The organism is Patiriisocius marinus, assembly GCF_008974325.1.
Lineage (GTDB): Bacteria > Bacteroidota > Bacteroidia > Flavobacteriales > Flavobacteriaceae > Patiriisocius > Patiriisocius marinus.
On record NZ_BKCG01000004.1, the window covers coordinates 115,046 to 138,466 of the forward strand.

Below are 23,421 nucleotides of genomic sequence, written 5' to 3' on the forward strand. Positions count from 1 at the left end.
ATTTGTATTGTATTAAGCTTGTATTGTATTCTTATACTTAACAATACTATAACCTTCCGCCTGCAGATAAAACTTATTATTATTACTTTCCACAACTCTTTTAACCAAGGCTTTTTCAGACAAATAAGCATTATAATATGCCATACTTTCCTGTTTTAATAAAGCTATTTGAACAGGAGACATTTGTTCTATTTCTAACAAGATAGCCTTTAAATGATTAACATCCCTATAAACTAGTGCATTTTTTAAATGTTGAAATGGTTCTGGCATTGTATTAGAATATACCTCTTGAAGTATTGGTACACAACCTAAAAAAAGAGCTTCAGTAAGATTGTGACAAAGCGGCATTCCTCTTCCTGGGAGTGCTAAATAAAACGAAAAACTAGATAACTCCTCTAATAACTTAGCTGGAGGAAATGACAATTTATCTCGTTCACAAATAACAATACTCCCATCTTTTAAAGTTGCTTTTAATTCGTGATAGTTCTCTGTACTTACTGGCAGTATAGCTTGAGGTAATTTTTTAAGCTCATCAATTACAGTCACTCTATTTATGACCCCTTCAAACACTTGTTTTTTACTGTGTCCTTGGTTTAATGTAGTTCCAGCAAAGAAGACTGCGTTTTTTCGATTTTCTTTTAAAGCTAAATGTGAGGCATCTAAACCGTACATTAATGGATGTTTAGATATAGGAATTACAGTTTCATTATTAATTGAAGGGTTATAAACAGCAGTAAAATAATCTGGACTGAGATGTATTTTTTTTAAGTATTTTCCATTTTTAGTATTTTTAAAAAGCAGTCTTTCAGACAGAATGTTTTTTGAATACATATCTGTAGTTAAATGCGCTACACTTTCAAAACCAACATCTAACACTGGATAACAGCCTTCTAAATGAAGCATTTTAACAAACGTGTATAAGTACCTGTTAAACTTAAATTCGTCTATAGATATTAATATGGCTTTGTTTTGGTCAAAGTTTCTTACACTATATTTGTAATATAAATAGAAACCTTTTATATTTTTTTTAAAATTCATTATTGAATTTATTTATATTTCGTTTCCTACTTTCATCAATAGGTCTTTCCAATTTTTTAAGTAATCTTAATTCTCTAGTATAACCAACGACTTTATTAAATTTAAGAAAGATTAAATTTCTCAGAACATACTTTCGTAGTTTTTGTTTATTATATAATAATTCTTCGAAAAAGTTATTATTAGTGATGTCTGCAAACTTAATTTTATACTGGTTTTCTTTTATAGTAAAATACTCATCAGAAAACATATGAATTGGATTTTTTACACGATTTTCTCTATCATGAATCATAAAAGCTTTTGGCACGATACCAATTTTAAAATTATGAAATAACATTCTCTGACATAAATTATCATCCTCACCATACAAAAAAAATAAAGGATCAAACATCCCTACTTTATTGATTGCCTCTTTAGTTATCAACCATCCAGCAGCATTTACAAACGGCACTTCATAAATATCTTTTAATTCATTTTTAAATGCATTTCCAATTAGCTCAGGATTTTTATGATAATTTATATAGCTTGAAAAATTCTCATCTAGACATTTTTCATCTCCATCATAATGTATTGGGCTTAGAATGCCAAATATTGGGTTTGAGCCTTGAACTTTAATTAATTTCTCTATTGTATCTGGATATAAATAAGCATCTTGATTTAATAAAAAAACACCATCAGCTCCCAAACTTAATGCATATGTAATTCCAATATTGTTTGCTTTACCAAAGCCCAAATTTTGTTTTTGCTTTAATAAAATTATAGAAGGATAATTGATCTCAATAAATTTAACCGTGTCATCTTTTGAATTATTATCAATTACTATTACATCATAACTACCTACACTATCTAAACACCTTTCTATCCACCTTAAGGCATTATAGGCAACTATTATTATTGAGATTTTTTTCATATCAAGTAATTCATTTAAAACCTACAATTTTGTTTAATACTATTTATCAATTAATTCAAAAAGAATTTTTAACGCTACATCCATTCTATTTGGATCAGTATCATTCTTCCATCTGCCTTTATCTCCATTTATATACAAATTAGGTAAATGATGTATTAAATTATCTTCAAAATCACTTATACATATCATTTTTTTTAAACCTGCATATTCATAAATATCTGAGTTCACTTTACACTTTCGACTATAAACATATTTCCTTTTTGTCTTCAATGAAAAATACCCCCTCATCTTTTTCTTTAACTTAAAATAAAACTCATTCTCAGGTTTTTCTTTATGTAATACGACAAAGTTTATTTTAGAACCAACCTTTATTAATTGATTTTGTGATAGTATAAAAGTTGCTTGATGTAAGTTTGTAAAATGAGCAAAATACTTATCTCCGTGCTTTTCAATTGATTTGTAATCCCAATCAAAATGAGCATGATAACCAGGATAAAACTTTTCTAAATTATTTTGTTCATACTGAATTAGGCCTGATACTCTATTTTTAGGCAATAGCTTTTCATATTTTAAGTGATTATCAATATGTTTTTCAAGAAATAAATGGTCATTTTCCCCATATAAGAATACATCGTAGTTTTTTCTATTTTCCCAAATATCCTTCCTACAAGTTGATGGCAACAATTGATAGTCATCTAATTCATGAATATTCAATATATCAATCCCTTTAATGTTTAATGGTATGTTTGAGTTAACCATAATTGTTACATGGTATTTACGAAAGCTTTTCAACTCATTAATTACTTTTTCTAAATAATTAATTTGTTCATCTCCATAGTTTACCAATACAGCTAAGATTCTATTCATAATACTTTAAATTGTAGATTTGATAATCTCTTGAAGAGAAGTTATATGTCTTTCCATACTAAAATTATTTTTAATATGATTTTTTCCTGCTGCACCCATTTCTTTTGCGTAATCTAAATCGCTTAATACTTTAATCATATTATCTGCCATTAAATCCACATCATGTTCTTTACTCAATAATCCAGTTTTTTTATTTATTATAACATCTGTAATACCTGCATGAAAAGTTGATATAACTGGAATCCCAGACACACTTGCTTCTAAAACTGCAAGTGGCGTACCTTCCATATCACCATTATCAGCTGTTATTGAATGCTGCACAAAAGCACGAGAAGTACTCAAATATTCTTGGTACTGTTCTGGAGTTATTACTCCTATTAATTTTATACTATGTTGTAACCCAAAATAATTTATTAAATTAGTACAAGTATTAAACAATACACCATTACCTGCAATATGAAGTTCAGCATCTTCATGCACATCCAAAACTTTCATAAAAGATAAAATTAAATAATATGGTGCTTTTTTATTAGTAAATCTTCCTATTGCAATAAATCTCTTTTTTGAAAATTTAGGATTGATTTCTTCAAATTCAATTCTTGGCCCATAAACATTGTAAATTAATTTATTTTTTGGACAACCAATATTTAAAAGTTTTTTCTCCATATCTTTTGATACAGCTATGACTTTATTGGATAAACCAAAAACATCTTCGTAGTTGTTACTAAATTCAATAATCTTATTAACAGTAGCATCGGAGCCATGAAAATGAACTGTTATAGGTATTTTAATATTTTTTAGAAAATTTCTTAAATGATGAGCATGTGTACCATATTCAATTAGTATAGCATCAACCTTCAATTTTCTCATTGAATTTGATAATACTCTATCCCTAGCGTAAGAATAACCTTTATTAGTGATTTTACCATATAACTTAAAAAGTAGAAATATTAAATAATTCCTTTTATATTTATCGTCTTCGTTCTTAATATTATCTCCTTTACCGTAAAAATAATGAACTCTACCTTTAAGTAATAATTTATGAGCTTGGATAAATGTCTCTGAATAAGGGTTCTTATTTGGTGAAAATATTGCAATATTTAATTCCTCAAAATCTTTCATATTTGATTTTTCAATTTCTTCAACATTAAAAAATCCCTAACCTTTGAAAAAGTATTATGCTGAGTAAAAAACTTCGCCACGAATTTATGACAAGTCATACCAGGCATTCTTATTTTATAAAAATTAGGTCTAAAAATATTTGAAAATTTCTGATGGCTAAACCATTTTGTATAGAACAATTCTATTTCAACAAACTGATTGACAGATGTATAATTATCTAAATAGCATCTTATAAATTTTTCTTCTTTATACCTTAATAATATTTTATCCGAAGTATCATGGTTTCTTGTCACGTTTGAATGATATCTAAAAAAATTCAAATCTTTAGAAAGAAAACCAACTTGTGCATTTTTTGAAATCTTCAACCAAAATAGCCAATCTCCACAAATCTTCATTTTTAAATGATCTTCGGTCAAAATATTAGATTCAATTAATGATTTTTTAAAAATAACTGCACTTGCATTGGGAATTACAGACTTTACTTTTAAATATTTTCCAATAAATTCATTACCACTAATACTGAAATTATTCTCCCAAATATTAGGTTTAAAGTTTTTTGTAAAATTTACTCTATTACTATTAAATACTCCATTTGAATTAACGTCTATTGATTGAGAATATATAATTGAAAGTTTATTTTCTTTAGTTTTATTAAAATTTATCAAGTCCTCTAAAAAAGTAGGCTCACAATAATCGTCACTTTCTGCTATCCAAACAAAGTCACCAATAGCAAGATCAATTCCCTTTTTCCATTGCTTAAATGGACTACCAGAATTGAAATCATTAATAACTAAGTGAGAAACTTTATCATTTTCTTTATATTTATTGAGTACAAATAAACTATTATCAGTTGAAGCATCGTCTAATAAAATTACTTCAAAATTTTTATAGGTTTGATTAAAAATACTATCAAGCCTAACTTCTAAAAAAACTTCATGATTATAGTTTGGAACTATTATGCTTATTAAAGGTACCCTCATATTAAATCATGAAAATTAATAAATAAATTATTGATTTTTTGATAAAGAAAATCATAATAACAGATTATTTTTAATTAATTACTTTAATGAATTCTTCAAAAGATATTAGTCCTAAATTTTCTGACCTGTTAGCTACAAGCTTTTCATACTCATAAAAGGGATTAGATATTATTGGTCGTATGGCTAATTTAATATTTTTATGCAACACACCTATTCCCCAATCCGTATTTACACAACAACTGTTTATATCCTCTCTACATCTATATTTGAAAAAAGCTTTCCAAGTAGTTCCATTCCAATATCCAGAAGCTGGTGATAGCATATAAGAATAGTTTTCTCTAGCATGAAATTCTGTTGGGGGGTTACAATCGTGTAAAATAATAAACCCATCATCTTTGATAAATTGAAGTGCATTCTCAATATCTCTCTCAACCTGTTCTGCTAAATGAAGTCCATCTATGAAAACTACATCAAAACGAATATCATTCTCTAAAAACTCTCCATTTCTTAATCCATGAAAAAAATGATCACTTGTTACTTTAAAATCAACTGGGTTTTCAACATTTTCAACACCTGGGTCAACACTATATTTAAGAGTTGCATTTATCTTGTCAAAATTATGTTCTGGAAAACGTACTCCTATCTCAAGATAAGTGGTTTCTCTATTTAAAGAATCAAGGCAAGCATTGATAATATCAAAACGTTTAGGTGAAAGTTTAATTTCTTGCAAAGATTTTTTGGCCGTAGAAATGTGAAATGTATCTTCAAAATATTTACTTCCAAGATCATATTTCTTTTTAAATAATTTATCAGGATATAATTTAACTAAATCTAAAACTCTTCTTGCTAACTGTTTCATAATATTTTATTTTATCCAAGTATAATTTCCAAAAACTAAACCGTGATTAAAATCTTTATGTTTTGTAAATTCAGAAGATGTATCAAATACTTTAAAAAATAACACATCAATTAAACTATCAAAACGCTTAATTAGAGGTATATGCAAATACAAATCAACCTTGTAATTACCTTTTGATAAAAACCCTCCATTAATTTTTAGAATGTAATTATTTTTAAACTCATTAAGTGGAGTTTCCGCAGAAAAAACTCTTATACCATCATCATTCATAATTAAAACGAAAAGAGCAGAATTCTCTTGTATTTTATTAATTTCAATAGAAATATTTAAATTAATATCTTCTTCATAATTATAAATAGACTTAGATACATTACTATTGTCATTAATAGTTACAGAATTGAAATATATATCTTTATCTGAAGAAAAACTTTCAACCAAAAATTGATTTTTTTCAAATCCATAATACTTTTGTAATACTTTCTCTACGTTTCCTGAGTAAGTGATTTCGCCATTTTCTATAAGAATAGCTCTCGTGCATAAACTCTTTACAGCAGCCATGTTGTGACTCACAAACAACACTGTCCTTCCTTCCCCTTGGCTTATATCTTGCATCTTACCGATAGCCTTCTTTTGAAATTCAGCATCCCCCACAGCAAGCACCTCATCGATCACTAAAATATCTGGTTCTAAATGTGCTGCTACGGCAAACGCCAGCCGCACTCGCATACCGCTACTGTATCTTTTAACAGGCGTGTCAATATACTTTTCACAACCAGAAAATTCTATAATTTCATCAAGTTTAGTTGCAATTTCTGCTTTACGCATTCCTAGGATTGCACCGTTCAAATACACATTTTCTCTTCCGGTTAGTTCTGGATGAAAACCTGTACCTACTTCTAATAATGAGGCTATAGTTCCTTTAGTTTTAATAGTTCCAGTCGTTGGGCCTGTAACGCGAGAAAGTAGTTTTAATAAGGTAGATTTCCCTGCGCCATTTTTACCAATAATCCCTAAAATTTCGCCTTGCTGTACTTCAAAGTTAATATCTTTTAAAGCCCATACATATTCACTTTCTGCTTTAGTAGCACGATCATTTACAGCGCCCACTTTTAAATAAGGGTCTTCTTTACCGCGAATACGTGCCCAAAACCTATTTAAATCGTGCGACAGAGTTCCTGTACCTACCAGACCTAAACGATATTGTTTACTAACATTTTCAGCTTTTAGAATAACTCCCATTACACAGTGTCTATAAAGTTTTTCTCTGTTTTATTAAAAATAAGTAGCCCTACTATAAAAATAACAATACTTATTACTAAAGTATATGTAAAGCCAAACCACGTAAAAGTTCCATCGTTTAAAAGCATAAAACGAAAGCCTTCAATTATTTGCGTCATGGGATTGTAAACAACAAAATTAGCTACATACGGTGGAAATTTCTTAACCGCCTCTGCCACAGGATAAGGTACAGCACTTAAATACATTAATAACTGAACTGCAAAAGTGAGTAAAATGGTTAAGTCTCTATATTTAGTGGTCCAAGCCGAAAGTATCATCCCCAGCCCTAATCCTAGCATTCCCATCATTATTAAATATATGGGAAATAGAAAGAGTAGTTTATTGGGACTAAGTAAGGCACCTGCCGAAGCATAATACAAATAGAATGCAATGAAAATAAACAGCTGAATCCCGAATTTCAACAGATTAGATATCGTTACGGATAATGGCATAATCGCCCTTGGAAAATACACTTTACCAAAAATATTTTGATTTTTGGTAAAGGTTGTAGAAGTGCCTGTTAAGCAATCTTTAAAATAATTCCAAGCGGTAATACCTGCCAAGTTGAAAAGAAATGGCGGTACACTTCCCGTTGTAATATTTCCTAGGTTATTAAAAACAAGGGTAAAAATAACAGATGTAAAAAGTGGTTGAATTAAAAACCAAAGAGGACCAAGTATCGTTTGTTTATAAACGGTAACAATATCTCGCTTTACAAAAAGCATCAACAAGTCCCTATAGCGCCAGATTTCGGGCAGATTTAAATCAAGCAACTTGTGCTTAGACGTAATTTCATATAACCACTTATCGTCTTTCATTAATTACTTTTCTTCCGAAATATTAATGCGTAAAATATTCCCAAGTAACTTTCAACCCTTGAGCTACTGAAAATTGAGGATCATATCCAATCAACTTTCTCGCTTTATCAATATTTGCTAATGAATCTCGAACATCACCTCTTCTTGGCGGCCCATAAATAGCATCTAGCTTTTTACCTGAAACATCTTTTAAGTCTTTCCACAAGGTGTTTAAGCTTATACGGTCACCGTATGCTATATTAACTACCTCATTATTTGATTCGTCTCCAGAAAGCATGCCGCGTATGTTAGCTTGTACAGCATTTTCTACATAAGTAAAATCTCTCGTTTGCTCTCCATCGCCATTCATAGTAGGTGATTTCTCATCTACTAGAGCTTGCATAAATAACGGAATTACTGCAGCATAAGCCCCTGTAGGGCTTTGTTTTGGTCCAAAAACATTGAAATAACGCATCCCAACAGTTTTTGTTCCATATGTTTTATAAAACACATCTGCATATAACTCATTTACTAATTTAGTAACAGCGTAAGGTGACAAAGGTTTCCCTATTACTTCTTCCACTTTAGGTAATGATGGACTATCCCCATACGTAGAACTAGAAGCTGCATACACCATTTTTTGAACGGTGTCGCTATCTTTTTGAGCAATAAGCATATTTAAAAATCCCCCCACATTTACATCGTTAGATGTTGCAGGGTCATTTATTGAACGTGGTACAGATCCTAAAGCTGCTTGATGACTCACGTAATCAATTCCTTCCATAGCGCGCTTACAATCTTCAATATTACGGATATCACCTTTCACAAACTCGAAAGCTGGATTGTCCATATGTTCTTTTAAATTGTCCATTGATCCAGTTGCTAGATTATCAAGAACACGCACTTTTTTAGCACCGTATTTTAATAAATAGCCTACAATATTAGAACCAATAAATCCTGCTCCTCCAGAAACTAAAAAACTATAGTCAGTGATTTCTCTTGTATGGTATTTGTTTTCAAACATTATAAAGTTCCGTCTGTTTTATTTGTAGGGAAAAATGATTTTACATCAAATACAACTGAGGGGTTACTCGTGTGTTTGTCTAAATCAAAGTTTTTAAATTTATCGTGTGATACAGTTAATACAACCGCATCGTAATCTGATCTTAAAGAAGCTTCATCTGAAAGATCTATGTTAAATTCGTGTTTTACCTCTGCAGCATTTGCCCAAGGGTCATACACATCTATATTTAAGTTATATTTTTTGAACTCATCGTAAACATCAATTACTTTACTGTTACGAATATCTGGACAGTTTTCTTTAAAAGTAACTCCTAATAATAAAATATTAGAGTTTTTTACTTTAGCATCCTTTTGGATCATTAACTTTATTGTTTCTTGGGCAACATAAGCTCCCATTCCATCATTCATTCTACGTCCGGCTAAAATAATTTCAGGATTATATCCTTCTTCCTGAGCTTTTTGAGCCAAATAATAAGGGTCAACACCTATACAGTGCCCTCCAACTAATCCTGGAGTAAACTTGATAAAATTCCATTTAGTTGCTGCTGCATCAAGGACATCATTTGTGTTGATTTCTAAAAGTCTAAATATTTTAGAAAGTTCATTTACAAATGCAATGTTGATATCACGTTGCGAGTTTTCAATTACTTTAGCTGCTTCTGCTACTTTAATTGAAGGTGCAAGGTGTGTTCCTGCTGTAATAACTTCTTTATATAAATCGTCAATATATTTAGCTGCTTCTGGAGTTGATCCAGAGGTTACTTTCAATATTTTAGTTACCGTATGCTTTTTATCACCCGGATTAATTCGTTCTGGAGAATACCCAGCGTAAAAATCGCTATTGAACTTCATTCCAGAAATTTCTTCCAAAATAGGCACACAAACATCTTCTGTAACACCTGGATATACTGTTGACTCGTAAATTACAACATCATCTTTTTTCAAATACTTACCTATTGTTTCGCTTGCTTTTTCTAAAGGAATAAGTACAGGTTGGTTATATTTATTTGTAGGTGTAGGCACTGTTACAATAAACACCGTTGCATCTTTCATATCATCAGCAACATCACTAATATGAAGTTTTGAAGTTTCTGTCCCTTTTAACACAGCAGAAAGTTCTTCATCACTTACTTCTAATGTAAAATCTTTTCCGTTGTTAAGCTCTGTTACACGTTTTTTATTAATATCAAAACCTATAACATTGAACTTCTCTGCGAAAGCAACAGCAAGAGGTAAACCTACATATCCTAATCCTATAATCGCTATTGTTGGTGTTTTTTTCATGTTTTCTATATTTCTACTTTTATACTTGTATCCTTGAACTTATAATTTTAAGTTCATCATTAGCTATTTAACACTAAAGTAAAACTTAATTTATAAAGTTAATGTAAATCAATAACTATCTACTAATTAACCCTTTCTAAACGTATTTAATATTCTTTTAATTAATCCAGGTTTATTGTCATTTTCATGATATCCATTACTATCAACCCCATAACCATATCCATAGCCGTATCCATAACCATAGCCATACTTTGCTTTACTTTCAAAATAATTGAGAACAAAACTAATATTTTTTACTTCGCCTCGTTTATATTTCTCATTAATCATTTGGAACATTCCCTTTCTAGTATAATTTTGACGAACTACATATAAATTCGCATCACTAAATTTCATTAAATCTAATGAATCTGCTACTAATCCTAGTGGAGGTGAATCTAAAATTATATAATCATATTGTTTTTTTAACTGCTCAATCATTTCAGCCATACGGTCTCCCATCAATAACTCTGATGGATTTGGCGGTATTGGCCCAGATACAATTACATCAAGCGAATCAATTGCTGTCTTCTGTATTACACTTTCTAAATCTGCATCTCTAATCAGATAATTAACAACTCCTATATCATTCTCAATATTGAAATCACCAAATATTTTTGGCTTTCTTAAATCCAATCCTAACAATAAGGTTTTCTTACCACTCAATGCAAATACTGATGCAATATTAATAGAACAAAATGTTTTACCCTCTCCACTAATCGAAGAAGTGATTAATAACGTTTTTGCACCATTAATATCATTTTCTTTATAAATGTATTGAAGACTTGATCGTAAAGATCTAAAAGCCTCCGCAATAGATGATTTTGGTTTATTTAATACCGCTAAATTATCTTTATCGTAACTTTTACCAATCGCTCCTAAGATTGGAATTTTAGACAAATGCTCTATCTCTTTTACATTTTGAATTTTGGTATTCAATAAAGTTAACAAAAAGACAAATAGTAATGGTAATAACAATCCAAGTAAAACTGCTATAATATAATTCATTCGAGTATTAGGACCTATTTTACCTCCACCAGTGTCTTTAGCTTCATCAATAATTAATACATCACTTACATTTGCAGCTTTCACTAATTTAGCTTCACTTAATTTAGCTAAGAACATATTATAAGTTTCCTGACTTATATCGTATTTACGTACAATTTTTATTAACTCCTGCTGTGCTTTAGGCAGTTTTTTAGTTTGATATTCTACTTTATTTATTTCACGTTGAATATTAGACAGCTCTCTGTTTAACAATCCCTCTGATGAATTAATATTCTCAAGAAGAACTTGCTTAGTCGCGTCAATATCACGATCAATTTCATTAAAAACAACAGACCCTTCTTTATAACTATACTGTAATCTATTTCGTTCCTCTGCTTTAGTTACAATTCGAGATACTGCCGCCACTACACTTTCTTCATTTATACCGGCTACTGAAGGAGCTGGTATTTGTCTATAATCACTTCTGTTATTCAAGTATTCTTTAAGAGTCGTGTAATAATTTAACTCTCTAACAACATCTTCTTTACGTATATCTAAAACTCCCAATTTCTCTTTAAGCTCAATACTTTCCTCATCAAGACTCAATACGGCATTCTTGTCCTTAAACTTATTTAATTCATCTTCAACACCTGAAAGTTCTTTTGATTTTTGAGTTAAACTACTATCAATAAAACGTATCGTTTTTGTAGCAAACAAATTTTTTCGTTCTAGCATATTGCGTCCTAGAATGTTAACAGAGTTATTTAAGTAATCAACAAGTTCAGCTTTATTAGCACCTGTTTTAGTCAAACTCAATACCGAAGACCCTGCTTTGTTTGGTCGCACAGATAACTTTGAATGATTATAAACTGCGTTATCAAAATCAATAAAGCTAAAAAAGTAAGGCTTTCCAGGAACAACAATTACATTTTCATTTGGCAGTAGTGTTCCTGTAAATAACGGTGTATTTATTTTTTCTCCTAAACGAAACTCTTTTTTAAAATCCTGAGCTGGAACAAATTTTGAAGTCTTTTCTTTTAAACCATCAAATTTCTGAAACGACAAATCGCCGTCTAACTCTTGAAAATAGGACAACTCAAATCTCACACTATCCTTGAAAACTACAGTTAAATCATGACCCAACAACTGCATTTTAGCAGTATCAACATCTACTAAAAACGGTGTTCTCTTGTAAGCGTTTATTTTTTGATATTCTCCCTGCGACTTATAAGATATGTAGTATTTTAAAGCATCTACTACTTCCTCATTATGAGTACGAGAATTTAAAATAATTAATGCTGTATTAACTTTATCTGTTGTCCCCCCCCAATTAAATGTCAGGCTCGTGTTAGAAGTAAAAAAAGGATTTTGATCATCCTTTATTGAGATTAAATTATCAATAGAATAAACTGGAAGTTTTCGAACGTTAAAATAATAAGCTATTCCTAAACCAATACTAAGTGTTACTAAAAACAATGGCCAATAGCTTACTAGTTTATACAGAAAACCCTTAATATCAAATGTAGGTTGTAAATTTTTTATTTCGAACTCATCACTCATAGTTTATAATCGTGTAAATAATAAAACCGTTGTAACAAGTGCTGTAAACACCGTAATAATAGTTGTTAATGATTGCAATCCTGTTGTACCTGTACCTATAGCCTTTTGAGGCAATGGATTTATCAAAATCAAATCGTTAGGCTGTACGAAATAGTACGGCGAATTCATCGCGTCTATAGTTGTTAAATCTATGTGATGCACCTTTTGACCAGATGGATATTGTCTAATTATCACCACATTTTCTCGATCACCTGTTATTGTAATATCACCACTATTAGCAATAGCTTCCATTATAGAAAGTTGATCACGATATACTATATTAGAACCTGTTTGTCCTATTTCACCATTTATAGTATACCTAATTCCAGCTAATTTCACGGTTACAAATAATACCGCATCCTCCCTAAAAAATTCGTCACGTAATTTTTTTTCAATCTTAAGTCGAGACTCCTCTACTGTTAAACCCAAAATATTCACATTTCCTAAAGTTGGAACTCGAATATCCCCATGGACATCAACGACAAAACCATCATAATACAAGCGTTCTTCACCAGTAGCATTTAAATTCTCATCACCTACCGGATTAAATATAGCAACTTTTTCTTGATCGAGCGCCTTAATTCTAACGCTCACTAAATCGTTTACTTGAAGTCTATAAAGTTCGTTTACTTTTCTAATAGGCATTAATGAATCTGACACTATTTCAGACTCCTGTAGATAGGTTAACCGTTTAGTAGGAATACAGGATGTAAAGCTAACTACTAATAGTAGCAAAAAGGCGATACTTAATATTCTCATAGAAGCTTAGGGTTGTTAATGAGCAAATATAGGATTTTGGATAGCAATTATAAAACTATATGAAGGTGAAGTGCTTAAAATGACCTTAATTTGCATAAAAAATAAAACGTGAACTATCTCTCAGTAGAAAACATAGGAAAATCTTACGGCGAACGCATCCTTTTTAAAGGAATTTCCTTTGGTATTAATCAAGGGCAAAAAATAGGATTCGTTGCCAAAAACGGTAGTGGAAAAACTTCACTTTTAAACATACTTGCAGGTACAGACACACCAGATGAAGGTAATGTTGTATTTAGAAAAAATCTAAAAGTTGCCTTCCTTTCGCAAGAACCTAATCTTGACCCTAACCTATCTGTTGAAGAAAGTATTTTCAATGCAGATAGTCCAATCCTTAAAATAATTGAAGCCTACGAAAAAGCTCTTTTAAACCCAGATGACTCTGATGCTTATCAAGCTGCATTTGATAAGATGGATGCACATAATGCTTGGGATTTCGAAACACGCTACAAACAAATACTTTTTAAACTGAAACTTGACGACTTATCACAGAAGGTAAAAAGTTTAAGTGGTGGTCAAAAAAAGCGTTTAGCACTTGCTAATGCCTTATTGACACAACCAGACTTACTAGTTATGGATGAGCCTACTAACCACCTTGATCTAGAAATGATTGAATGGCTAGAAGCCCTTTTTGCTAAAGAAAATTTCACCTTATTTATGGTTACTCACGACCGTTACTTTTTAGAACGTGTGTGTAATGAAATTGTTGAACTCGACGAAGGAAACTTATACAGCTACAAAGGAAATTATAGCTATTATCTAGAAAAAAGAGAAGCAAGAATAGAAACTGAAACAACAGAAACAGGAAAAGCCAAACAACTCTTTAAAAAAGAACTAGACTGGATGCGTCGCCAACCAAAAGCGCGTACCACTAAAAGTAAATCTCGTATTGACGATTTTAGCGAAATAAAAGCAAGAGCTCATAAACGCCGTAACGATCACGAAGTCCAACTCGAACTCAATATGGAGCGAATGGGAACTAAGATTGTTGAAATTCATAAAATTTCTAAATCCTTTGGCGACAAGGAACTATTCACACAATTCGAATACAACTTTTTACGTGGTGAACGCCTTGGAATTATTGGGAAAAACGGAACTGGTAAATCTACGTTTCTAAACATTTTAACTGGCGGTATGCAACCTGACTCTGGTAAAGTGGTTATAGGGGATACTGTTAAATTTGGATACTACACACAATCAGGAATTAACATTAAAGAAGGACAAAAAGTTATTGATGTAATACGTGAATTTGGAGAATACATTCCTTTGAAAAAAGGACGCCAAATAAGCGCAGGTCAATTATTAGAGCGTTTTCTTTTTGACCGTAAAAAGCAATACGACTTTGTTGAAAAATTAAGTGGTGGGGAACGAAAAAGACTTTACCTATGTACTGTTCTAATACAGAACCCTAATTTCTTAATACTCGATGAACCTACAAATGATCTTGACATTGTAACCCTTAACGTACTTGAAAGTTTTCTATTAGATTTCCCAGGTTGTGTAATTGTTGTAAGTCACGATAGGTACTTTATGGACAAAATTGTAGATCACTTATTCGTATTTAGAGGTGAAGGTGTTATTCAAGATTTTCCAGGAAATTACTCAGATTATCGCACTTATGAAGATAGTAAAGTAATAGAGCAAAGAGCCGCAAGTGCCGAAGCAACTTCCGAAAAGAAAAACTGGAAAGAACCAGCTGAAACCACTAAACTTAGCTACCAAGAACAAAAAGAACACAGCAAACTCGAAAAGGAAATAGCAACCCTAGAAAAGAAACGTGAAACACTTCAAAACCTATTCGCTACAGAAAGTTGGGACGGTGATGAAATTGACAAACAATCTAAAAAACTACAAGAAATCATAGACAGTATCGCAGAAAAAGAAATGAGATGGTTTGAACTAAGTGAGAAATTAGAACAATAAAAAAAACACTAATTTAATATCACTATTTATGAAAGATATTGAAACTTTAGAAGATATTACTTTTCTTGTCAATCAGTTTTACAAGAAAGCGATAATAGACCCTACTATCCCACACTTTTTCACAGATGTTGTCCAGCTTAATTTCGAAAAACACATTCCCAATATCAGTTCTTTTTGGGAATCGATACTTGTTAAAAAAGCCACATATAGCGGTAACCCAATGCTCAAACACCTTGAATTAAATGCGCTTTCACCATTAACAAAAGCACATTTTGACCGCTGGTTGTTTTTATGGAAAGACACAATTGAGCATTATTTTTCTGGCGAATTAGCCAATGAAGCAATAAATAGAGCACAACAAATAGGTCAATTAATGCAATTTAAAATTGCAAAACACTCCTAGTTTTTATTTATGATTTATCAATTAAAATCATACATTAAATTTTTATTAAAAAGCACAAATCAACATGGCGTGCACTCCCCTTTTGTGTACGACCTACTCACAAAGTGTGTCTATAAAAAAGCACAAAACGCCTCGTTTGAGATTTTAAAAAAACATCGAAACGGCTTATCAAAAGACACCTCTACGGTAGATGTGACAGATTTCGGGTCTGGATCTCGGGTATTTAAATCTAACACAAGAATTGTCTCTAAAATTGCTAAAGTCGCAGGAATTACACCAAAACGTCAAAAGCTACTTTTTAAACTAATACGCTATTTTCAACCTTCGGAAATATTAGAGATTGGAACTTCGTTAGGGATTGCAACAGTTGCAATGTCCTTAGCAAAATCATCTGCAACAATTAACACTGTTGAAGGTTGCCCTGAAACTTTAAAAAAAGCTACCGAACATTTTTCAAGATTTAACCTAAACAATATTACAACGCACAATGTTTCATTTGACGAATATTTCCGAAGCATTCCAAAAGACAAATACATTGATTTCGCTTTTATAGACGGTAATCACACAGAGCTTGACACGTTAAAGTATTTTGAATCACTTTTACCGCATTGCCACAATAATACTATTCTTATTTTTGACGATATTTACTGGAGCAAAGAGATGACCACTGCTTGGATAAAAATTATCGAAAACGACAAAGTAACGGTTAGTATTGACAGTTATAAATGGGGACTTGTTTTTTTTAGAACCGAACAATTAAAACAACATTTTACATTAAGACTGTAACGATAAACCAATTATCAAGACAAACAATGAGTAGTTTGGTTTTCCTATAATTTTAAGAAAACCACCAACACAAATCAACTAACATTAAATCAACAAAATGAGCTTAGTAATCGACATCAAAGGCATTAGAAGAGATTTTCCACTTGGACAAGAAATTGTAAAAGTGTTAAAAGGAATCGATTTACAAATTGAAAAAGGTGATTACGTTGCTTTAATGGGACCTTCTGGATCTGGAAAATCTACCTTAATGAATTTACTAGGATGCCTTGACACTCCTACTTCGGGTTCATATTTACTAAATGGCCAAGACGTGAGTAACATGACTGATGATGCTTTAGCCGAAATTAGAAACAAAGAAATTGGTTTTGTATTTCAAACCTTTAACTTACTTCCTCGAACTACTGCACTTGACAATGTTGCACTACCTATGATTTATGCAGGTGCTTCAAAAAAAGAACGCACAAAAAGAGCCGAAGAAGTTTTAACAGATGTAGGATTAGCAGACCGTATGGATCACCGCCCTAATCAGCTTTCTGGAGGACAAAGACAGCGTGTTGCCGTGGGAAGAGCTTTAGTAAATAAACCATCTATCATTCTTGCAGATGAACCAACAGGTAACTTAGATTCTAAAACTTCGGTTGAAATTATGGCGCTTTTTGACGCCATTCACGCCAGCGGAAACACGGTTATTCTAGTAACTCACGAAGAAGAAATTGCAGAACATGCCCACAGAGTTATTAGACTCCGTGATGGACTTGTTGAGACAGATATTAGAAATAAAGAATGGAAAGGCGCTAGCGTTAGTAGCTAAGCACTAAACATTATTCAAAACAAAGAAAGTCCAAACCACAAAAAATGATTTGGACTTTCTTTATGTCTCATCTCTAAATAAGAAAAGCTTAGCGACTTTATTCTTACTTGTAATTTGTCATATTATTTCAAAACCGTATCTTCGATATATGAATTCATTGTACATATATATTGGTATTCTCGTTTTACTTCTGGTTGTTTTCTTCACAAATTCTAAACGCAACAAGAGTATTAAACAAGATCGAAAAACACGTAGTTTTAAAGATAGAATTGCCGAAAAAAGAGCTTTAGAGAACAAAAAGAAATGATTCAAGTAATTTCGATTATCACTTCATTTTTAGACTCTTGGAATTGTACAGCTTTCGTTCTAGGCTATTTATTTGTTTTAAAGCAAAATAATATTAGTAGAGAAAAATTGTTAAACGCAAACATTAAAGAGGTCACTCCTTAACAAAGCGCAACATTTCATTACTATTACCAAGACTAATTTTCAAAAAGTAAACCCCAGAAGGTAAATTGCAAATGTCTATGCCACTAGTATGTGTGGTCTCAAAAAGTAACTGCCCCATCAGATCCACACATTGAACTTTTGTTAGGATAGCATGTCGAGGTATTTTTATATTAAGTACAGTTTTTGAAGGATTTGGATAAACAGAAAAAAGTTCTAAAGGATGCTCTTTAGCTTCTAGTATGGTTAGATTTTCATACCAAGCAACCTTATCATCCACTTGTGAGGAAGAAAGCAAATCCATATCACCATCATTATCAAGATCTGCAACGGCAACAGTAGAAATTCCCTCTACAGATGTGGTAATCTCAATAGGTGGACCAAAAGACCCCAAGCCATCTGTATTCTCATACCATAAAATAAGCTCAGATATAAAAAGGTAAGTAACGATCACATCCATGTCACCATCATTATCAACATCTGTTAAAGCTAACCTATAGGCTTCACTCGCCCCTTCATTGACAATAATTTTATCACTGAAATTGCCCTGACCATCTTCATTACGATACCATGCCACCTCGTCCATTGTAGGAGAAGCTGTTACTAGATCATAGTCACCATCACCATCAAGATCTTCTGATAGCACGTGTGTATTTGCTAAAAATGTACTATTTAATGGAATTGGACTTCCAAAAGCACCAAGACCATCTACATTTTCGACCCAAGATAATGTTTCGCTTTGAGCCGAAACCATTGCAGCGTCTAAATCACCATCGCCATCAAGATCCTTCATTACAAATTCTCTTCCAACATTAGAGTCTAATGCAACCACAATAGCAGACGAAAAATTACCTAATCCATCTTCATTTTTATACCAATAAATTTCTTCAAATTGAGAACCAGAAGCTACAACGTCTAAAAAACCATCTCCATTAACATCAACAACCTCGCTATAATAAGCTCCTTGTAGTGTATTTGAAATAGTTTGCCTAGAAGAAAACACCCCAGAACCATTTATATTTTCATACCAAACAACTAAATCAAGTGCAAATGAGACAGCTACAACATCTTCATCACCATCACCATCAAGATCGCCTGTACTTAGATGAATTGTTTGATTCAACAAACCTATAACTTGCTGACCTCCAAAATTACCCGTTCCATCTAAATTTTTATACCAAGCTATTTTATTATCAAACGAAGAAGCACTTAAAACATCTAAAAAACCATCTCCATCCAAATCTGCAGGCTCCACATACCTAATGCCATTTGCTTCTGTAGAAATCACTTGTTGTTCGCCAAATTGGGCGCTAATATTACAACAGAATAATAAGAACAGAAAAATCATAAGAAAATTTCTATTAATTGATCTTGTAGCCTGCATCTTTAATTCTCTTTTATAATAACAGTTTCTTGTTTTGCCCCATTTTCATAGTTCTTCTCAATAGTATACAAGCCAGGCTGTAAATTGTTAATCATATTTGGGCTATTTATCTGTAAACTATCTAGTTCTTGGACAGTTATATTGGTATTAAACACCCCATCATTAAACTTTGTATATCGACCACTTCCTGGTGCCATATTAAAGTTGTTATAACATTTTTGAATGTTTAAATAACCCAATGCAATCTCAACTTGCTTAATTTTTATAGCTGTATGGTTAGGATGGATTATAGCGGTATAATCTTCCTCATATTTAGTATAATGCGCAATTTTATTCTGAAGATTATACGAAAAATTTTCATCATAATCAGCTGGCTGCGGAAAAGAGCCATTACACGCTACAAACCAATAATCAAATCCTGGTTGAAACAAAGGATTCTCTGAAGCTGGCAACAAAGGCCCTCCCTGATAATAAGTTCCTTTATATGGCTCATACAATGCACTTATAGCGGTCTCAGCCGCAAGAAAATCACCGTTAGAATCATTATTAATAGTCTCTCTAATCCGAATTGCCTGTCCAATACTAAAATTATCCTTACATAAATTAGGTGAATATAACATGAAATTCCTTAGGTCTTCAGGAGTTATGACGTATAAAGTACCCTGACAATCAGAACTACCTGTAATATAATCGCAATTTTCGTCAAAAAATGCATACCGTGAATACTCAGAATCTTGTACACAAGCAGCATTCCCCCGCACTGTACATTCATTCAATTCTCACTAACTCTTCATTTTTAGTATCTTCGAGATATGAATTCGTTATACATTTACATTGGCATCATAGCCGTATTACTTGCGGTATTTTTCTTTAATTCTAAACGAAAAAACAAGAATAAAAAAGAACGAAAAGCTCGCAGCTTTAAAGATAGAATTGCCGAGAAAAGAAACCAGAAATTAGAATAACATCTTATGTCACTTTTCTCATTAAATTATTAGTTAATTAGTGCTCTATTTATTGGAAACCTATTTGTTCTGAGGCAAAATAAAATTACTCGAAACGAGTTGTCACAAATTAATATCCACTAAGATATTCACTCCTTAACAAACTTTTGTATAGCAGTAGTTTGACCATCAGTAATTCTTAAAAAATACATGCCGCTTAAAAGGGAAGATACATCTATTTTAGTAGTATTTTTTGATGAAAATAAAAATCTACCATCTAGTGTGTAACAAGTAACATTTAAAATTGGTTGATTATTTGTAAATTTTACATTAATACTTGTGTGAGCTGGGTTTGGAAACACAGTAACATCTTGTAACGTTTGTTCTGGTAAATCCAAAAATAGCTCATTTCTATACCAAGCCAACTTATCATCTAATATAGATGATGACAACACATCTACCGAGCCATCACCGTCTATATCTCCAGTTGCTACAGTAACTAATCCTTGAATATCTGTAGTAATAATTTGTTGTGCACCAAAATTACCTAAACCATCATCATTACTAAACCAAGAAACTTCATGGTCACCAACAGAGCCAACAACAATATCTATTGCACCATCATTATTAAAATCTGAAGCAGCAAGGCTAAATGGATCATCTGCAAGTGTTGATATTAATTGTTCATCACCAAAACCTCCATTACCATTCATATTTTCATACCAAACAACTCTATTAATCCCAGGAAAAATTGCAGCAAAATCAGTAAAATTATCATTATTAAAATCTGCATTAATTATTCTATGTGGCGTACTAGTACCTGTTACAATTGAATTTTTAACACCAAAATTCCCAAAACCATCTAGATTTTCAAACCAACTTAATATAACTTGATCTGCAGATCCGGCTGAGGAGGTGGAGACTACATCAAGATCACCATCGTTTTCTATATCAAAAACAACTACAGAACGAGATACGTTTAAACTAGCATCAATGGCTACAGGACTAGCAAAAGCTATTGTAGTGCCATCAAACAAGTTTTCTATATAATTTAAACCAGAACTATCACTCCCTACAATTAGATCTTCATCACCATCATTATCCATATCACCAGTAGTTACACCGTAAGGGGAATCTAAGGTTTCATCTATAAAAAATACAGAAGTAAAACCTCCTGCACCTGTGTTAAGATATAAATTAATTGAATTTGTATATGTATTAACGCCTATTACATCAATGTCTCCATCTATATCAATATCAACTAATGTAGCTCGCCTAACAGAATCTATAGTTCCAATTACATTTGATGTTGAGAATGTACCTAAACCATCAAGATTTTCAAACCAAATTAATTGATCATCACTTTGTAATGAAGCATATACATCAATATCATTATCGTTATCAAAATCTGCAGTTAATATTAATCTAGGTGCAGCACCTACATCAGATATAATATTTTGATCACCAAATTGTGAAAAAATTATAGTAGGCAACAGAACAATTAAAATATAATTAAAGCGCATTTCAAATTATTTTAAATATATCAATTTTCTTTTATAATAACAGTTTGCTGTTTAGCGCCATTATCATATTCTTTTTCAATATTATATAAACCAGGTTGCAAATTATTAATCATATTAGGATTATTAACTTGTAAGCTATCCATTTCAGTAATAGTTACGTTAGTGTTAAACACGCCATCATTAAAGCGGGTGTATGTACCTCCTTTGGGATTCAAGTTAAAATTATTGTAGCATTTTTGCACATTTGTATGCCCAAGCCCTTCTTCTACCTGCAATATTTGAATAGCACTATGATTAGGATGAGTTAAGATATTATAGTCCTGCTCATAAGCATCATAGGTCTCTATTGTATTTAGCGGATTGTATGAAAAATTCTCATTATACGGTGCTGGTTGTGGATAATAACCGCTACATTCTATAAATTTATAGTCAAATCCTGGCTGAAATAAAGGTTTTTCAGAATTTGGTAATTGAGGTCCCGCAAAATAATAAGTACCTTTGTATGGTTCATATAAAGCCGAAATAGTAGTCATTGCGGGAGCAAAATTATTAAAAGTATCATCACGGATGGTTTCTCGCGCTCTGATACCTTGCCCAATAGTAAATTGATTTCTACAAGATGCAACTGTATATGCCATATAGTTCTGTATGTCGCTTGGGTTAATTTCAAAAAATTCGTCATAAAAATTAACACTATTACCAATATATTCACAATTGTCATCTATATACACATGAGACATATATTTAGGGTCATCAATACAATTTATGTCTAAGGGGTTCGTATAACAATATTCTTTTGCAAAATCTGGCACAGCAGCTGTATCTACAACTTGATCTCCTTTAGTATCTGCATTGAAATTTATGTCATTAGGGTCACGTGTGACGCGCTCACAAGAGGCATTGTTGTAATTATTAAAAGTGTGTTTTAAATAAAAACTATGCCCCATTTCGTGTACCATTCCCCCTGCACTAGCTATATCCGCTCTAATTATAAATTTTGTATCATTAAATCGAGACGCACCTGCAAACTGTCTTGTTCCATAGGGTATATAAATATTAAAAGCGTTAGGATCGTTATAACCATTGTTTTCAGCAAAAAAGTAAAACTCACCTATTTCACAACGATCTATAACCCCATAACCATGTGGATCTGGCGCTACCGCTGTATTACAATTAGGAAACTCTCTTATTGCTAAGTTTGGAGGGCTTTTAATTTCATTTAAGCCTTTATACTTAAAAAACATATTAAATTTATTATATTCTATGTTCATTGCAGCAATACTTTCTAGTACATCCTCTTCTTGTATATCTGTTGCCCAATTAAAACCAATTTCGCCGTGCTCATCAGTTATTTTCCAAAATACTACATTGAATACTACAGGTTCAAAAGTTGCTAAAAAAGCTGGATCAATAGAACCAGACCAATTAGGAGCTGATGATAAATTAGAGTTTGAATAATCAATAAGCTCTTCTTCTGCACAAATAAAAATTTCTTGAGCATTGCTTATAAAGCAAGCTAATGCAAACGCAATGTAAATTACATAATTTTTCATAATAATAAAGAATAATTAAAAATTAGCGGGGAGCGATTATAAATATAGTGATTT

General features: G+C 31.8%; 20 protein-coding genes. 4 read left to right on the plus strand and 16 right to left on the minus strand.

The genetic code is table 11. The features are described 5' to 3' along the window. Nucleotides 1-12: 12 nt before the first annotated feature. The 12 genes from GBH57_RS08970 to GBH57_RS09025 form a co-directional block, all read right to left on the minus strand. Nucleotides 13-1,038, minus strand: coding sequence for a glycosyltransferase family 47 protein (locus GBH57_RS08970; protein WP_151674154.1), 1,026 nt, complete (start codon nucleotides 1,036-1,038; stop codon nucleotides 13-15). After that, entirely contained in the window at nucleotides 1,028-1,945 is a 918-nt protein-coding gene (locus GBH57_RS08975) for a glycosyltransferase family 2 protein (RefSeq protein ID WP_151674155.1), read from the minus strand. Before GBH57_RS08975 ends, GBH57_RS08970 begins: the two co-directional genes overlap by 11 nt. Before the next feature lie 39 nt (nucleotides 1,946-1,984). After that, entirely contained in the window at nucleotides 1,985-2,812 is an 828-nt protein-coding gene (locus GBH57_RS08980; RefSeq protein ID WP_151674156.1) for a hypothetical protein, read from the minus strand. A gap of 6 nt (nucleotides 2,813-2,818) precedes the next feature. Beyond that, nucleotides 2,819-3,934, minus strand: a complete 1,116-nt coding sequence (locus GBH57_RS08985) for a glycosyltransferase family 4 protein (protein ID WP_151674157.1) — start codon at nucleotides 3,932-3,934, stop codon at nucleotides 2,819-2,821. Further along, nucleotides 3,931-4,914, minus strand: coding sequence for a glycosyltransferase family 2 protein (locus tag GBH57_RS08990; RefSeq protein WP_151674158.1), 984 nt, complete (start codon nucleotides 4,912-4,914; stop codon nucleotides 3,931-3,933). Before GBH57_RS08990 ends, GBH57_RS08985 begins: the two co-directional genes overlap by 4 nt. A 70-nt stretch (nucleotides 4,915-4,984) precedes the next feature. Further along, nucleotides 4,985-5,773 (minus strand): class I SAM-dependent methyltransferase, encoded by a 789-nt coding sequence (locus tag GBH57_RS08995; RefSeq protein WP_151674159.1) that lies wholly within the window; start codon nucleotides 5,771-5,773, stop codon nucleotides 4,985-4,987. 6 nt (nucleotides 5,774-5,779) lie between these two features. After that, nucleotides 5,780-7,012 (minus strand): ABC transporter ATP-binding protein, encoded by a 1,233-nt coding sequence (locus GBH57_RS09000; RefSeq protein WP_151674160.1) that lies wholly within the window; start codon nucleotides 7,010-7,012, stop codon nucleotides 5,780-5,782. Beyond that, complete coding sequence (locus GBH57_RS09005) at nucleotides 7,012-7,869, minus strand: ABC transporter permease (RefSeq protein WP_151674161.1); 858 nt, start codon at nucleotides 7,867-7,869, stop codon at nucleotides 7,012-7,014. Before GBH57_RS09005 ends, GBH57_RS09000 begins: the two co-directional genes overlap by 1 nt. A 22-nt stretch (nucleotides 7,870-7,891) precedes the next feature. Then, on the minus strand, nucleotides 7,892-8,872 hold the full coding sequence (locus GBH57_RS09010) for an SDR family oxidoreductase (protein ID WP_151674162.1): 981 nt from the start codon (nucleotides 8,870-8,872) through the stop codon (nucleotides 7,892-7,894). Beyond that, a complete protein-coding gene (locus GBH57_RS09015) occupies nucleotides 8,872-10,155 on the minus strand; it encodes a nucleotide sugar dehydrogenase (protein ID WP_151674163.1) in 1,284 nt (427 codons plus the stop codon). Before GBH57_RS09015 ends, GBH57_RS09010 begins: the two co-directional genes overlap by 1 nt. 126 nt (nucleotides 10,156-10,281) lie before the next feature. Beyond that, nucleotides 10,282-12,738 carry a tyrosine-protein kinase gene (locus GBH57_RS09020; protein ID WP_151674164.1) on the minus strand — a complete coding sequence of 819 codons (2,457 nt, stop codon included), beginning with the start codon at nucleotides 12,736-12,738 and terminating at the stop codon, nucleotides 10,282-10,284. A gap of 3 nt (nucleotides 12,739-12,741) precedes the next feature. After that, nucleotides 12,742-13,536: a polysaccharide biosynthesis/export family protein gene (locus GBH57_RS09025; protein WP_151674165.1), complete on the minus strand. Its 795-nt coding sequence runs from the start codon at nucleotides 13,534-13,536 to the stop codon at nucleotides 12,742-12,744. Between the two features lie 108 nt (nucleotides 13,537-13,644). Here GBH57_RS09025 and GBH57_RS09030 point away from each other — a divergent pair, with 108 nt between their 5' ends. From GBH57_RS09030 to GBH57_RS09045, 4 genes are all read left to right on the plus strand, one after another. Then, on the plus strand, nucleotides 13,645-15,516 hold the full coding sequence (locus GBH57_RS09030) for an ABC-F family ATP-binding cassette domain-containing protein (RefSeq protein WP_151674166.1): 1,872 nt from the start codon (nucleotides 13,645-13,647) through the stop codon (nucleotides 15,514-15,516). Between the two features lie 28 nt (nucleotides 15,517-15,544). Then, nucleotides 15,545-15,919: a group III truncated hemoglobin gene (locus tag GBH57_RS09035; protein WP_151674167.1), complete on the plus strand. Its 375-nt coding sequence runs from the start codon at nucleotides 15,545-15,547 to the stop codon at nucleotides 15,917-15,919. Nucleotides 15,920-15,928: 9 nt separating this feature from the next. Continuing rightward, complete coding sequence (locus tag GBH57_RS09040; protein WP_151674168.1) at nucleotides 15,929-16,705, plus strand: O-methyltransferase; 777 nt, start codon at nucleotides 15,929-15,931, stop codon at nucleotides 16,703-16,705. A 97-nt stretch (nucleotides 16,706-16,802) separates the two neighbouring features. Then, on the plus strand, nucleotides 16,803-17,516 hold the full coding sequence (locus tag GBH57_RS09045; protein ID WP_151674169.1) for an ABC transporter ATP-binding protein: 714 nt from the start codon (nucleotides 16,803-16,805) through the stop codon (nucleotides 17,514-17,516). A 439-nt stretch (nucleotides 17,517-17,955) separates the two neighbouring features. Here GBH57_RS09045 and GBH57_RS09050 read toward each other — a convergent pair whose 3' ends face one another. The 4 genes from GBH57_RS09050 to GBH57_RS09070 all read right to left on the minus strand — a co-directional run bounded on the left by GBH57_RS09050 (nucleotide 17,956) and on the right by GBH57_RS09070 (nucleotide 23,367). Next, nucleotides 17,956-19,311: a T9SS type A sorting domain-containing protein gene (locus GBH57_RS09050; protein WP_161596085.1), complete on the minus strand. Its 1,356-nt coding sequence runs from the start codon at nucleotides 19,309-19,311 to the stop codon at nucleotides 17,956-17,958. Between the two features lie 38 nt (nucleotides 19,312-19,349). After that, nucleotides 19,350-20,123 carry a hypothetical protein gene (locus tag GBH57_RS09055; protein WP_151674171.1) on the minus strand — a complete coding sequence of 258 codons (774 nt, stop codon included), beginning with the start codon at nucleotides 20,121-20,123 and terminating at the stop codon, nucleotides 19,350-19,352. A gap of 317 nt (nucleotides 20,124-20,440) precedes the next feature. Continuing rightward, nucleotides 20,441-21,814, minus strand: coding sequence for a T9SS type A sorting domain-containing protein (locus tag GBH57_RS09065; RefSeq protein WP_151674173.1), 1,374 nt, complete (start codon nucleotides 21,812-21,814; stop codon nucleotides 20,441-20,443). Nucleotides 21,815-21,834: 20 nt separating this feature from the next. Further along, on the minus strand, nucleotides 21,835-23,367 hold the full coding sequence (locus GBH57_RS09070; protein WP_151674174.1) for a zinc metalloprotease: 1,533 nt from the start codon (nucleotides 23,365-23,367) through the stop codon (nucleotides 21,835-21,837). Nucleotides 23,368-23,421: the final 54 nt, after the last annotated feature.

Excerpts from the sequence above, each read along its gene's own strand:
- GBH57_RS08995 (WP_151674159.1), bottom strand. The coding sequence starts at position 5,773 with ATGAAACAGTTAGCAAGAAGAGTTTTAGATTTAGTTAAATTATATCCT.
- GBH57_RS09040 (WP_151674168.1), top strand. The coding sequence starts at position 15,929 with ATGATTTATCAATTAAAATCATACATTAAATTTTTATTAAAAAGCACA.
- GBH57_RS08975 (WP_151674155.1), bottom strand. The coding sequence starts at position 1,945 with ATGAAAAAAATCTCAATAATAATAGTTGCCTATAATGCCTTAAGGTGG.
- GBH57_RS09015 (WP_151674163.1), bottom strand. The coding sequence starts at position 10,155 with ATGAAAAAAACACCAACAATAGCGATTATAGGATTAGGATATGTAGGT.
- GBH57_RS09035 (WP_151674167.1), top strand. The coding sequence starts at position 15,545 with ATGAAAGATATTGAAACTTTAGAAGATATTACTTTTCTTGTCAATCAG.
- GBH57_RS09020 (WP_151674164.1), bottom strand. The coding sequence starts at position 12,738 with ATGAGTGATGAGTTCGAAATAAAAAATTTACAACCTACATTTGATATT.
- GBH57_RS09070 (WP_151674174.1), bottom strand. The coding sequence starts at position 23,367 with ATGAAAAATTATGTAATTTACATTGCGTTTGCATTAGCTTGCTTTATA.
- GBH57_RS08970 (WP_151674154.1), bottom strand. The coding sequence starts at position 1,038 with ATGAATTTTAAAAAAAATATAAAAGGTTTCTATTTATATTACAAATAT.
- GBH57_RS08980 (WP_151674156.1), bottom strand. The coding sequence starts at position 2,812 with ATGAATAGAATCTTAGCTGTATTGGTAAACTATGGAGATGAACAAATT.
- GBH57_RS08985 (WP_151674157.1), bottom strand. The coding sequence starts at position 3,934 with ATGAAAGATTTTGAGGAATTAAATATTGCAATATTTTCACCAAATAAG.
- GBH57_RS09045 (WP_151674169.1), top strand. The coding sequence starts at position 16,803 with ATGAGCTTAGTAATCGACATCAAAGGCATTAGAAGAGATTTTCCACTT.
- GBH57_RS09005 (WP_151674161.1), bottom strand. The coding sequence starts at position 7,869 with ATGAAAGACGATAAGTGGTTATATGAAATTACGTCTAAGCACAAGTTG.
- GBH57_RS09065 (WP_151674173.1), bottom strand. The coding sequence starts at position 21,814 with ATGCGCTTTAATTATATTTTAATTGTTCTGTTGCCTACTATAATTTTT.
- GBH57_RS09050 (WP_161596085.1), bottom strand. The coding sequence starts at position 19,311 with ATGATTTTTCTGTTCTTATTATTCTGTTGTAATATTAGCGCCCAATTT.
- GBH57_RS09025 (WP_151674165.1), bottom strand. The coding sequence starts at position 13,536 with ATGAGAATATTAAGTATCGCCTTTTTGCTACTATTAGTAGTTAGCTTT.
- GBH57_RS08990 (WP_151674158.1), bottom strand. The coding sequence starts at position 4,914 with ATGAGGGTACCTTTAATAAGCATAATAGTTCCAAACTATAATCATGAA.
- GBH57_RS09000 (WP_151674160.1), bottom strand. The coding sequence starts at position 7,012 with ATGGGAGTTATTCTAAAAGCTGAAAATGTTAGTAAACAATATCGTTTA.
- GBH57_RS09010 (WP_151674162.1), bottom strand. The coding sequence starts at position 8,872 with ATGTTTGAAAACAAATACCATACAAGAGAAATCACTGACTATAGTTTT.